We start from the raw sequence: 13,095 nt of genomic DNA on the forward strand, positions 1-13,095 counted from the left end.
CATGGGGGACAGCGGTACCAAGACGATCGGCGTGCTCGCGCTGCAGGGCGACTTCCGCGAGCACGTCGCGTCGCTGACGGCGGTCGGCGCGAACACCGCGCCGGTGCGCCGCCCGGCCGATCTGGACGCGGTCGACGCGCTGGTCGTGCCCGGCGGGGAGTCCACCGCGATGTGGAAGCTCGCCACCACGGCCGAGATGTTCGTCCCGGTGCGCAAGCGGATCGCCGACGGGATGCCGGCCTTCGGCACCTGCGCCGGGATGATCATGCTGGCCGACCGGATCACCGACGCCGCCGCCGGTCAGGAGACCTTCGGCGGGCTGCCGATCACCGTGCGGCGCAACGCCTTCGGGCGGCAGACCGAGTCCTTCGAGGAGCCGATCGGCTTCGACGGAATCGGAGAACTGACCGGCGTCTTCATCCGCGCGCCGTGGGTGGAGGAGCTCGACGAGGGTGTCGAGGTGCTGGCACGCGTCACCAGTGGCCCGGCTATCGGTAGGATCGTCGCAGTCCGGCAGGGAAACCTGCTGGCGACGTCCTTCCATCCGGAGCTGACCGCGGACCACCGGGTCCACGAGTACTTCGTGGCCATGGTGAACGACCGCGACGCAGCCTGAATGAATTCGTAGTTAGGGAGCAGGGGTAATGTCCGGCCACTCCAAATGGGCGACCACCAAGCACAAGAAGGCGGTCATCGACGCCAAGCGCGGCAAGCTGTTCGCCCGGCTGATCAAGAACATCGAAGTCGCGGCCAAGACCGGCGGCGGAGATGTGACAGGTAACCCCACGCTCTTCGACGCGGTGCAGAAGGCCAAGAAGAACTCGGTCCCGGCCGACAACATCGACCGCGCGGTCAAGCGCGGGTCCGGTGCGGAGGCCGGCGGCGCCGACTGGCAGACCATCATGTACGAGGGCTACGCGCCGAACGGCGTGGCGGTGCTGATCGAGTGCCTGACCGACAACCGCAACCGCGCCGCCTCCGAGGTGCGGGTGGCCATGACCCGCAACGGCGGGTCGATGGCCGACCCGGGCTCGGTGTCGTACATGTTCGCCCGCAAGGGTGTCGTGATCGTCCCCAAGGCCGGCAGCCTGAGCGAGGACGACATCCTGCTGGCGGTGCTGGAGGCCGGCGCCGAGGAGGTCAACGACCTCGGCGAGTCCTTCGAGGTGGTCAGCGAGGCCGGGGACCTGATCCCGGTGCGCACCGCGCTGCAGGGCGCCGGGATCGACTACGAGTCGGCCGAGTCCTCCTTCCTGCCCTCGGTGCAGGTCGAGCTGGACGAGGACGGCGCGCGCAAGGTGTTCCGCCTCATCGAGGCGCTGGAGGACAGCGACGACGTGCAGAACGTCTACGCCAACTTCGACGTCTCCGACGAGGTCATGGAGAAGATCGACGCCTGACAAGGCGGCATATGTGCATATGTGGGAGCCGGATCCGCGAGCGTGGGCCCGGCTCCCTCATTGTGTCCCCCCGCGCCACTAGGCTTCCCTGAACAAGAGAACTGCTGTTTCAGGCGACATCTCAGGGAACGAAAGGTCGGTCGGTCGCGCGTGCGGGTGCTGGGGGTCGATCCGGGACTGACGCGGTGCGGCGTGGGCGTCGTCGAGGGCACGCCCGGACGGCCGCTGACGCTGGTCGGGGTCGGCGTCATCCGCACCCCGGCGAGCATGGACCTCTCGCGGCGGCTGCTGGCCATCGAACAGGGGCTGGAGGCGTGGCTCACCGAGCACCGGCCCGAGGCGGTCGCGGTGGAGCGGGTCTTCAGCCAGCACAACGTCAGCACCGTGATGGGCACCGCGCAGGCCAGCGCGGTCGCGATGCTGGTGGCCGCGCGGCACGGGCTGCCGGTGGCGCTGCACACGCCCAGCGAGGTGAAGGCGGCGATCAGCGGATCCGGACGCGCCGACAAGGACCAGGTGGCCACGATGGTGGCGCGGGTCCTGCGGCTGGCCGAGCCGCCGAAGCCGGCCGACGCCGCCGACGCCGCGGCGCTGGCCATCTGCCACATCTGGCGGGGGACGGCGCAGAACCGGCTGGCCGCGGCGATCGCGAAGCAACGATGAATAGCAGTAAGCAACGATGAGCAGCAGTGAGCAGCAGTGAGCGGCGTTAAGCAGCAGTGAGCACACTCGGCAGTGAGCACACTTATGAGCGACGAGCTATGAGCACAGCACAGTGAGGAGTGGCGCGTGATCGCCTTCGTGTCCGGCCCGGTGGCCGCGGTGAACCCGACCAGCGCCGTGGTCGAGGTCGGCGGCGTCGGCATGCTCGTGCACTGCGGCCCCGGCACGCTGGCGGCCCTGAGCGTCGGCGAGAAGGCCAAGCTCTTCACGGCGATGGTGGTCCGCGAGGACTCGCTGACCCTCTACGGCTTCGCCACCGACGACGAGCGCGCCGTGTTCGAGCTCGTGCAGACCGCCAGCGGCATCGGCCCGAAGGTGGCGCAGGCGATGCTGTCGGTGCACGCCCCCGACACGCTCCGGACCATCTTCATGACCGGCGACGAGGCGGCGCTGACGCAGGTCCCGGGCATCGGTAAGAAGGGCGCGCAGCGTCTGCTGCTGGAGCTCAAGGAGCGCCTGGGCCCGCCGACCGGCGCGGTGCCGGGGCAGGCGCAGAACGGCTGGAGCCGCGCGGGCCTGGGCTCCTGGCGCATCCAGCTGCTGGAGGCGCTGACCGGCCTCGGCTGGTCGGCGCGCGAGGCCGACGACGCGGTCACCGCGGTCAGCCCGCTGGCCACCGAGCAGGAGGCGGCCGGGCAGACCGTACAGTTGGGGCCGCTGCTGAAGGCGGCTCTGCGGACGATGAAGAAGTAGTGGGGCTCAGCTGATCTGATTCGTCGGCGAAGCCGGCATTTGTCATAAAAGAGGAGCTCGTGGAACAGGAAACCGAACGCCTCGTCTCCGGCGCCGCCGTCACCGGCGACGTCGAGGAGCAGGCGGCCGACGCGGCGCTGCGGCCCAAGCGGCTGGCCGAGTTCGTCGGGCAGCCCAAGGTGCGCGACCAGCTGTCGCTGGTGCTGGACGCGGCACGGATGCGGGAGGCTGCGCCGGACCACATCCTGCTGTCCGGGCCGCCCGGGCTGGGCAAGACCACGCTGTCGATGATCATCGCCAACGAGCTCCAGGTGCCGATCCGGATCACCTCCGGGCCGGCCATCCAGCACGCCGGCGACCTGGCGGCGATCCTGTCCTCGCTGGCCGACGGCGAGGTGCTGTTCGTCGACGAGATCCACCGCATGTCCCGGCCCGCCGAGGAGATGCTCTACATGGCGATGGAGGACTTCCGGGTCGACGTCATCGTCGGCAAGGGCCCCGGGGCCACCGCGATCCCGCTGGAGCTGCCGCCGTTCACGCTCGTCGGGGCCACCACGCGCTCCGGGCTGCTGCCCGCGCCGCTGCGCGACCGCTTCGGCTTCACCGCGCACCTGGAGTTCTACTCCGCCGTCGACCTGGAGCACGTCGTCAACCGCTCGGCCCGGCTGCTGAACGTGCGCATCGACGCCGACGGCGCGAAGGAGCTCGCCGGGCGCTCGCGCGGGACCCCGCGTATCGCCAACCGCCTGCTGCGGCGGGTCCGGGACTACGCCGAGGTCAAGGCCGACGGCGCGGTGAACCTGGAGATCGCCAGGGCCGCGCTGGACGTCTACGAGGTCGACGAGCGCGGCCTGGACCGGCTGGACCGCGCGGTGCTGCACGCGCTGCTCAAGCTGTTCGGCGGCGGGCCGGTCGGGCTGTCCACGCTCGCCGTGGCGGTGGGGGAGGAGTCCGAGACGGTCGAGGAGGTCGCCGAGCCGTTCCTGGTGCGCGAGGGCCTGCTGGCGCGGACGCCGCGGGGGCGGATCGCGACCGCCGCGGCCTGGGCGCATTTCGGGCTCAGTGCACCCTGATCCGGGGCTGGCCGTCAATACCCGTTTGATATCGGGCATATCACGCGAACCGGCGGCACATCACCGGTCTCATCGTTCCCACCAGGCGACTTGCGGCCCTGCAGGCTCCCATGGTTCACAAGTTCCGGATGATTTCGACTACGTTGGGTCACGGGAACCGGCCGTAGGCCCCGGACCGTTGTTCGGGGCGTATCCGCTCGCATAAACTCCCGCGAGTCGGGCGGTGCCCCCCACCGCCCATCAGCGACCGCCCGGCCCGGCGCCGGCGGTCTTCAACAAGGACCAGCGACACCTATGGGATCTCCCGTTTTCCTGATCTGGATCGTCCTGATCGGGGCCATGTTCTACTTCATGATGATCCGTCCGCAGAAGCGGGCCCGGGCGCAGCAGTCCGACATGCTGCAGCACCTGCAGCCCGGCGCGTACGTGCGGACCACAGCCCAGATCATGGGCACCATCGTCGAGGTCGGTGACGACTGGGCCATCGTGGAGACCACCCCGGGGACGCGCATCAAGTTCGGCAAGCCCGCCATCGTCGGCATCATCATGGAAGACGAGGACGTGCCCGAGGGCGAGGACGCCGAGGACGCGCCGACCCCCGGCGGCATCGGCGACGCCCCGCACGGCCTGCAGGACGCCATCCCGGCCCAGGACGCCGTGCCGGCGCAGGACGCGAAGCCGGCCGACGCCGATGACGCCGATGACGCCGTGAAGTCCGAGACCGACAAGTCCGACACCGCGAAGTCCGACGCCGAGCCGGCCGATTCCGAGGGCTCCGCCGAGGAGGTCAAGGACGCCGAGCCGGCGAAGTCGTGACCCCGGTCCCGACTTGGCTCGCCAACACAAAAGGTTTCCTCAACGAAAACCTGTAAGGTCGCACCGCCGCCACGGACTGTGAACCCCGGTCCGGGTGGCGGGGCGGCGTGGGGTGTGACCGACGCGCCGTCGCCGGACACGACACGACACGAAGAGACGGACGAATCCCTTGGCCGGATCGAAGGCTCCGCGGTCCCGGAACCGCAAGACGAGCCCATGGACCCCCCTGACGGCGCTGGCCGCCGTCATCATGGCGCTGGTCGGCACCATGATCGGCACCGGGCACCGCACGCCCCAGCTCGGCATCGACCTCGCCGGCGGCACCACGATGACCATGACCGCCCAGGGCAAGACCCCGGCTTCCGGAGACATGGACACGGCGCTGCAGATCATGCGGAACCGCGTCAACGGCCAGGGCGTGTCCGAGGCCCAGGTGACCAAGCAGGGCAACAACTCGATCGAGATCGACCTGCCCGGCAAGAACTCCTCGGACCTGCTCAGGGAGCTCGGCCAGACCGCGAAGCTGTACTTCCGCGTGGTGGTCTCCGACCCCACCCAGTACGGCGTCCCGCTGCGGCAGAGCCTCACGCCGAACACCCCGCAGACCTCCACGCCGAGCCCGTCCGGGACCGGCACGCCGTCCGGGTCCGGCTCCAAGGCGTCCAGCACGCCCTCGTCCAAGGGCAGCAGCAGCGGCGCCACGTCGTCGAAGCCGAGCACGTCCTCGACTCCGTCCACGCCGACCGGCACCGCGACGTCCACCCAGCACCGGGTCGCCGACTCCGGTCTGAAGGACGCCACCCCCAGCACCACCCCGAGCTCCCCGAGCGGCACCGCGACCGCGACCGCCAGCTCCAAGAGCTCGGCGTCCACGCCCTCGACCCCGCCTTCGACCCCGGCGGCGAACCCGTCCTCGGGCGCGCCGAGCGCGTCCCCGAGCGCCCCGGCCACCGCGCCGGACGGCACGGTCAAGCAGACCACCCCGAGCCAGGACACGCTGTTCCTGTACGAGACCATCGACTGCACCAAGCCGCCGTCGGACCTGGGCAGCAAGTTCCCCGCCAACGCGTTCGCGGTCGGCTGTGACTTCACCTCCCACGTGCCGTACCTGCTCCAGCCGGCCGACGTGGACGGCAAGGACCTGACGAGCGCCTCGGCCAACGCGGTCACCGCCGGCGGCCAGAACGCGTTCCTGACCGGCCAGTGGGAAGTGGACCTGTCCTTCAACGGCAAGGGCGCCACGGACTTCGGCCGCGTCACCACGCTGCTGAACGGCAACGGCGGCGAGTTCGCCGTGGACCTGGACGGCGTCGTCTACAGCGCGGCCACGGTGACGACCCCGATCACCGACGGCAACGCGCGGATCACCGGCACCTTCTCCCAGAAGCAGGCCGAGAACCTGGCCAACGTGCTGAAGTACGGCGCGCTGCCGATCACCTTCGACCAGGGCGACGTCTCGCAGATCTCGGCCTCGCTGGCCGGCAACCAGCTCACCGCCGGCCTGGTCGCCGGCGGGATCGGCCTGGTGCTGGTCGTCGCCTACCTGATCGCCTACTACCGCGGTCTGTCGCTCGTGGCCGTGGCCTCGCTGCTGATCTCCGGGATCCTCACCTACTCGCTGGCGAGCCTGCTCGGCCCGGCGATGGGCTTCCGGCTCTCGCTGGCCGGCGTCGCGGGTCTGGTGGTCGCCATCGGCATCACCGCGGACTCGTTCGTCATCTTCTTCGAACGGCTCCGCGACGAAGTCCGTGAGGGCAGAACCCTGCGAACGGCCGTGGACCACGGCTGGGTCCGGGCCCGGCGCACCATCATCTCCTCGGACTTCGTGTCCTTCCTGGCCGCCTTCGTGCTGTACGAGGTCTCGGTCGGCACGGTGAAGGGCTTCGCCTTCACCCTGGGTCTGACCACCCTCCTGGACATCGTGGTGGTCTTCACCTTCACCAAGCCGATCGTCACGCTGCTGGCCCGCCGCAGCTTCTTCAACGACGGCCACCCCTGGTCCGGGCTGGACCCCAACCGCCTGGGCGTGAAGAAGTCGCCGGGCATCCGCCAGACGGTCGTCGACCGCCGTGCCGCCGCCCGCCGGGGCTCCGCGGAAGGGAATGAAGCCTGATGTCCGCCCACAACAGCTGGGGCAACCGCCTGTACCGCGGCGAGGTCGCCTACGACTTCATCGGCAAGCAGAAGCGCTGGTACACCATCTCCGGCGCCCTCCTGCTCATCTCGGTCGTGTCCCTGGTGGTCTTCGGGCTGAACTTCACCCTGGACTTCCGGGGCGGGTCGCAGTTCGACATCAAGTCGTCCACGGCCAGCACCCAGACGATCACCGACCACGTCGGCGCCATCGTGAAGGACCCGCAGGTCTACAGCTCGAGCAGCGCCGACGGCCGGCACGTCATCGTCAAGACCACGCCGCTGAGCAGCGACCAGCTGGCCAAGGTGCGCGAGGCGATCGCGACCGACGCCGGCCAGAAGGACAAGCCCGACGCGGTCACGGTGCAGCTGGTCTCCGGCTCCTGGGGCCACGAGATCACGCAGAAGGCGATCGAGGGTCTGATCGTCTTCGTGGCGCTGGTGATGCTGTACCTGGCGGTCTTCTACGAGTGGAAGATGGCGCTGTCCGGCATCGTCGCCCTGATCCACGACCTGGTGATCACCGCCGGCATCTACGCCCTGATCGGCTTCGAGGTCTCCCCGGCCACGGTCATCGGCTTCCTGACGATCCTGGGCTACTCCCTGTACGACACCGTCGTGGTGTTCGACAAGGTCCGGGAGAACACCAAGGGCCTGGGCACGACCAAGACCGACCAGAGCTACACGCAGGCCGCCAACCTGGCCGTCAACCAGACCCTGATCCGCTCGCTGAACACCTCGCTGATCGCGCTGATCCCGGTGGCGTCGCTGCTGTTCGCCGGCACGGTGGTCAGCGGCGGCGCGGGCGTGCTCCAGGACCTGGCGCTGGCCCTGCTGGTCGGCATCGCGGTCGGCACCTACTCCTCGATCTTCATCGCGACGCCGATCCTGGCCGACCTGAAGGAGCGCGAGCCGGAGATGCGCACGCTGAAGCGCAAGGCGTCCGGGTCGCAGGCCAAGGCCGCGGCGCGGGCCGAGCGCAACGCCGTGCCGACGCAGGACGACCGGCTGGGCGCGGAGTACCCGGGCGACCCCGAGGACTTCGAGGCGGCCGGGGCCGGCGAGCCGGCGCGGGACGTGCCGCGCGGTCCGCGCAACCAGCCGGTGCGCGGGGACCGGGGCCGGAACCGGCCCAGCGGCAAGCGGCGCTGACGCTTTCACCTGCTCCGACCTGCCCGCACCGCCTCGGCGCGGGCAGGGGGCGGTGATCGCACAGGGTAAGCTCACCGGAGTGAGCTTCCCCGAAAACCCCAGTGGCGGGGACCTGTCCAAGGTCCTCGCCACTCGCATTCTCGACGTCCCCGACTTCCCGAACCCGGGGGTCGTGTTCAAGGACATCACTCCGCTCTTGGCCGACCCGGAGGGCTTCGCGGTGGTGGTCGGGGCGATGGCCGAGCTGGTGCGCGCGGCCGGGGCCACCCGCGTCGCGGGGCTGGAGGCGCGCGGCTTCATCCTGGCGGCCCCGGTGGCGCTGGCGGCGGGTGTCGGGTTCGTGCCGGTCCGCAAGGCGGGCAAGCTGCCGCGCGAGACGTACCATGAGGACTACCAGCTGGAATACGGAACCGCGGCCATAGAGGTGCACCGCGACGCCTTCCAACCCGGCGAGCGCGTGATGGTCGTGGACGACATCCTGGCCACCGGCGGCACCGCGGTGGCGGCGGCGAACCTGGTGCGCGACGCGGGCGCGGAGCCGGTGGGACTGGCGGTGCTGATGGAGCTGGCCTTCCTGCACGGCCGCGAGCGCTTCGCCGCAGCCGTCCCGAACGCCGGGATCCACCCGCTTCTGGTGGTCTGAGCGGCGGTCTGACTGATGGTCTGAGTGGTGGTCTGACCTGGCTGTTGCGCCGACTGGGAAACAATGCCCGGGCAGCGGTCGTTACACTGGGCGAACCCACTAGGCGAGAGGGGTCGCGCTTGGCGACGAAGGAGCAGGTCGGGACGACGGCCGGGTCCGGCGCGACCGGCGGCGGAGACGCCGCGGCGAACGGGACCGCGAACGGCACGGCCGCCACAGGCAACGACGCTGCTGCGAAGTCGGGGAAGACCGGCCGGGGTAAGGGCTCCGGGTCCGGTGGCGCGGGCAAGACCGGCGCGCCTGCTACCCCTGCGCCTGCTACTGCCGCGGCCCAGAACGGCGCCACGACGGCTGCCGGGGAGCCGCAGGGGTCGGGGCAGGGGAAGCCTCAGGCTCGGGCTCCGAAGGCCGCTACGGCTCCGGGTGGATCTGGCGCCGCTGCGGCGGGTTCTTCCGCCACGCCGATTGTGCCTGCGCCGACTGCCGGTGCTGCTTCTGCCGCGAACGCCTCAGCTTCTTCCGCGCCGGCGGCCGCTGCTGCCTCCTCGCAGACCTCGCCATCTTCTTCAGCGCCGACTGTGCCCGCCCCGGCGGCCTCTGCTGCTTCTTCCGCGCCTGCCTCGGCTCCTGCCGCTGCTGCTTCCTCGCAGACCTCGCCGCCTTCTTCTGCGCCGGCGCCCGCAGCTTCCTCTGCCCCGACCGCACCGCCTTCTTCCGCGCCGGCTGTGCCTGCACCGGCGCCTTCTGCCGCGACTGTCTCAGCCGCCTCCGCCGTGCCCGCGCCGTCTTCTTCCGCACCGACAGCTGCTTCTGCAGCGGCCCCCGTGCCGACTCCGCCGGCTGGATCCGCACCGCGTGCCAAGTCGGCCCCGGCATCTCCCACCTCAGCCGTGCCCACACCGCCTTCCGCGGCCCCCGCGCGCCTGAGCTCGGCCTCCCTCCCCGCCGCGCCGCCGGTCCCGGCCGCCGCGGCCGGCGTCAAGTCCGGCACCTCCTCCCGCCCCAGCTCCAGCCGCGTACGCGCGCGCCTCGCACGCCTGGGCTCCGCGCGCAGCGGCGGGCCGCCGGTGGTCCTGGAGCCGCTGTTCAAGATCATCCGGGCCAACCACCCGAAGGCCGACCTGAAGCCGGTCGAGCAGGCCTACGCCGTCGCCGAGCGGCATCACCGCGGCCAGCGGCGCAAGAGCGGCGATCCGTACATCACGCATCCGCTCGCCGTCACCACGATCCTGGCCGAGCTCGGCATGGACGTGCCGACGCTGTGCGCCGGGCTGCTGCACGACACCGTCGAGGACACCGACTACACCCTCGACATGCTGCGCGGCGACTTCGGCGACACCGTCGCGCTGCTCGTGGACGGCGTCACCAAGCTGGACAAGGTCAAGCTCGGCGAGGCCACGCAGGCCGAGACCGTGCGCAAGATGGTCGTGGCCATGGCCCGGGACATCCGCGTGCTGGTCATCAAGCTCGCCGACCGGCTGCACAACATGCGCACCATGCGCTACATGAAGCGGGAGAAGCAGGAGAGCAAGTCCCGCGAGACGCTGGAGATCTACGCCCCGCTGGCGCACCGGCTGGGCATGAACACGATCAAGTGGGAGCTGGAGGACCTGGCGTTCGCCATCCTCTACCCCAAGATGTACGACGAGATCGTGCGCCTGGTCTCCGAGCGCGCGCCCAAGCGCGAGGAGTACCTGAGCCAGGTCATCGACGCGGTGCACGGCGACCTGCGCGAGGCCAAGATCCGCGCCACCGTCACCGGCCGGCCGAAGCACTACTACTCGGTCTACCAGAAGATGATCGTGCGCGGCCGCGACTTCGCCGACATCTACGACCTGGTCGGCATCCGGGTCCTGGTGGACTCGGTGCGCGACTGCTACGCGGCGCTCGGCGCCATCCACGCGCGGTGGAACCCGGTCCCCGGCCGGTTCAAGGACTACATCGCGATGCCGAAGTTCAACATGTACCAGTCCCTGCACACCACGGTGATCGGCCCCGGCGGCAAGGCCGTGGAGCTGCAGATCCGCACCTTCGCGATGCACCGCCGCGCGGAGTACGGCGTCGCGGCGCACTGGAAGTACAAGGAGGACGCCGTCGAGGGCGTCCGCAAGCCGACCAACGGCGCCGGCACCGCCAACCCCGGCGGCGACATGGCGTGGCTGCGGCAGCTGCTGGACTGGCAGAAGGAGACCGCGGACCCGAACGAGTTCCTGGACGCGCTGCGGTTCGACCTGTCCACCGCCGAGGTCTACGTCTTCACGCCCAAGGGCATGGTGATGGCGCTGCCGTCCGGCTCGACCCCGGTCGACTTCGCCTACGCGGTGCACACCGAGGTCGGCCACCACACCATCGGCGCGCGGGTCAACGGCCGCCTGGTCCCGCTGGACAGCAAGCTGGACAACGGCGACGTGGTGGAGATCTTCACCTCCAAGGCCCCGAACTCCGGCCCCTCGCGCGACTGGCTGGGCTTCGTGGCGTCCCCGCGTGCTCGCAACAAGATCCGCCAGTGGTACACCAAGGAGCGCCGCGAGGAGGCGGTCGAACAGGGCAAGGACCAGCTCGCCAAGGCCATGCGCAAGCAGGGGCTGCCGCTCCAGCGCCTGATGACCTCCGAGTCCCTGGCCACCGTCGCCCACGACCTCCGCCACGCCGACATCAGCGCCCTGTACGCGGCGATCGGCGAAGGCCACGTCTCGGCCCAGCACGTCGTCCACCGCCTCCTGCACCTCCTCGGCGGCGAAGAAGGCGCGACCGAGGACCTGGCCGAGGCGACCGTCCCGGGCAACATCGAGAAGCTGTCCCGCCGCGGCCAGGCCCGCCCCGCCGGCGACCCCGGCGTCCTGGTGAAGGGCGCCGACGACATCTGGGTCAAGCTGGCCCGCTGCTGCACCCCGGTCCCCGGCGACGACATCGTCGGCTTCATCACCCGCGCCTCCGGCGTCAGCGTCCACCGCGCGGACTGCACCAACATCGAATCCCTGGCCGCCCAGCCCGAACGGATGGTGGAGGTGTCATGGTCGCCCGGAGGGGCGTCCATGTTTCTCGTCGCGATCCAAGTCGAGGCGCTAGACCGGTCCAGGCTCCTCTCAGACGTCACCCGCGTCCTGTCGGACCAGCACGTCAACATCCTGTCGGCTTCGGTCACGACCAGCCGGGACCGGGTCGCGATCTCGCGCTTCACCTTCGAGATGGCCGACCCCGCGCATCTGGGCGCGGTGCTGAAGGCGGTCAAGGGCGTTGAAGGGGTGTTCGACGTCTATCGGGTGACGAGCGCCAAGCACGCGTGAGTTTGTTCGCACTCTTTCGTGTGAAGCGGGACGGAAAGACGGATTCGCCGCAAAAGCCCTGATTATCGTCGCGGACATGGTCGGTTCCTCGCACGAAGCCCTACATCGGATCTTCCAACACGACTCGGAGCTGCTCAGCAAGACGTTTCGGACGTTAGGTCTGGCATTACCCACGCCCGACGTGGTGTCGGTCATCTCCGGCGACGTGACGGAGATCCGGCCGCTGGAACGGCGCATCGACACTCTGCTGCGCTGTGACACGGCGGACGGTCAGGCGTACCTGGTGCTCGTTGAAGCACAGCGGAGCTGCGACAGCGACAAGCCCTACTCCTGGATGTACTACCTCGCGTACCTGGCAGACAGATACAAGTTGCCTGTTTTGCTACTCGTGGTCTGCCAGGATCGTCGCGTCGCACAGTGGGCGTCCCAGCCGTTCAAGCGTGGGGCCGGGTCGTGGGCTGCGCTGACGCTCCGCGCCCTTGTCGTCGGTCCGCACAACGTGCCAGCTGTCGTAGATGAGGAGGAGGCACGACGCGATGTTCTCCTCACGGTGTTTTCCGTACTAACCCACGCGAATGACGAGGACGTCGATGCGATACTGGGAGCACTGGCCTCGGCACTGAAGACCATGGAAGACGAAGACAAGGCCTTCGACCTGGCCGAACTTACTCTCGTCGGGGTGGATGGCACCCCGGCCGGCGCGATCTGGAGGCAGATGATGGCGTTGGACACGTCGTTTTACCGCTCGTCGTTCTCGCGGCAGCTCCGTGCCGAGGGTGTCTCTGCGAGCGTGCTCCGCGTCCTGGACAAGCGGCGCGTGACGCTGACGGACGAGCAGCGTGCCCATATCGAGGGATGCATCGACCGCGAGCAGCTTGACGAGTGGCTCGATCGCGCCGTGACCGCGACGAACGCGTCCGAGGTCTTCGACGCCGACTGAACCCGGACAGGCGGGCCTGGCTGGCGCTAAACCTCAACTCGCGAACCTCAAGTCCCGAACCTCAACTGCCGAACGTCACGTCCGTCGGCCCGACTCCGTCCGCGACTGAAGCTGTTCGTCGGTCGGGGCGGGGGTCGGCGAGCAAGGTACCGGCGGCGAGGTCGGCGCTCATACCGGCCATGTTCCCGATCATGCGTTGTGGGCTGCGGCTGCCTGCAAAATCGTGCATTATGCC

The 13,095-nt window shown here is 69.8% G+C and carries 11 protein-coding genes; all 11 read left to right on the plus strand.

Going from position 1 to position 13,095, the window contains the following annotated elements; translation table 11 throughout:
• Position 1: 1 nt before the first annotated feature.
• The 11 genes from pdxT to GWK61_RS10640 all read left to right on the plus strand — a co-directional run bounded on the left by pdxT (position 2) and on the right by GWK61_RS10640 (position 12,860).
• Positions 2-616, plus strand: a complete 615-nt coding sequence (pdxT, locus tag GWK61_RS10590; protein WP_194907841.1) for a pyridoxal 5'-phosphate synthase glutaminase subunit PdxT — start codon at positions 2-4, stop codon at positions 614-616.
• A 28-nt stretch (positions 617-644) separates the two neighbouring features.
• Positions 645-1,400: a YebC/PmpR family DNA-binding transcriptional regulator gene (locus tag GWK61_RS10595; protein ID WP_194907842.1), complete on the plus strand. Its 756-nt coding sequence runs from the start codon at positions 645-647 to the stop codon at positions 1,398-1,400.
• A gap of 150 nt (positions 1,401-1,550) precedes the next feature.
• Complete coding sequence (gene ruvC, locus GWK61_RS10600; protein ID WP_194907844.1) at positions 1,551-2,063, plus strand: crossover junction endodeoxyribonuclease RuvC; 513 nt, start codon at positions 1,551-1,553, stop codon at positions 2,061-2,063.
• 126 nt (positions 2,064-2,189) lie between these two features.
• On the plus strand, positions 2,190-2,816 hold the full coding sequence (ruvA, locus tag GWK61_RS10605; protein WP_194907845.1) for a Holliday junction branch migration protein RuvA: 627 nt from the start codon (positions 2,190-2,192) through the stop codon (positions 2,814-2,816).
• Positions 2,817-2,875: 59 nt separating this feature from the next.
• Positions 2,876-3,889, plus strand: a complete 1,014-nt coding sequence (ruvB, locus tag GWK61_RS10610) for a Holliday junction branch migration DNA helicase RuvB (RefSeq protein ID WP_194907851.1) — start codon at positions 2,876-2,878, stop codon at positions 3,887-3,889.
• Positions 3,890-4,183: 294 nt separating this feature from the next.
• Positions 4,184-4,705: a preprotein translocase subunit YajC gene (gene yajC, locus GWK61_RS10615; RefSeq protein ID WP_194907859.1), complete on the plus strand. Its 522-nt coding sequence runs from the start codon at positions 4,184-4,186 to the stop codon at positions 4,703-4,705.
• Positions 4,706-4,874: 169 nt separating this feature from the next.
• A complete protein-coding gene (gene secD, locus GWK61_RS10620) occupies positions 4,875-6,818 on the plus strand; it encodes a protein translocase subunit SecD (RefSeq protein ID WP_228562073.1) in 1,944 nt (647 codons plus the stop codon).
• Positions 6,818-7,990 carry a protein translocase subunit SecF gene (gene secF, locus GWK61_RS10625; protein ID WP_194907862.1) on the plus strand — a complete coding sequence of 391 codons (1,173 nt, stop codon included), beginning with the start codon at positions 6,818-6,820 and terminating at the stop codon, positions 7,988-7,990. The genes secD and secF overlap by 1 nt, the downstream gene beginning before the upstream one ends.
• Before the next feature lie 79 nt (positions 7,991-8,069).
• Positions 8,070-8,633: an adenine phosphoribosyltransferase gene (locus GWK61_RS10630; RefSeq protein ID WP_194907864.1), complete on the plus strand. Its 564-nt coding sequence runs from the start codon at positions 8,070-8,072 to the stop codon at positions 8,631-8,633.
• A 578-nt stretch (positions 8,634-9,211) separates the two neighbouring features.
• Positions 9,212-11,920 carry a RelA/SpoT family protein gene (locus GWK61_RS10635; RefSeq protein WP_438939761.1) on the plus strand — a complete coding sequence of 903 codons (2,709 nt, stop codon included), beginning with the start codon at positions 9,212-9,214 and terminating at the stop codon, positions 11,918-11,920.
• A 76-nt stretch (positions 11,921-11,996) separates the two neighbouring features.
• A complete protein-coding gene (locus GWK61_RS10640) occupies positions 11,997-12,860 on the plus strand; it encodes a hypothetical protein (RefSeq protein ID WP_194907868.1) in 864 nt (287 codons plus the stop codon).
• The last annotated feature ends 235 nt before the right edge of the window (positions 12,861-13,095 follow it).

The sequence above is a fragment of the Catenulispora rubra genome (genome assembly GCF_015356825.1).
GTDB lineage: Bacteria > Actinomycetota > Actinomycetes > Streptomycetales > Catenulisporaceae > Catenulispora > Catenulispora rubra.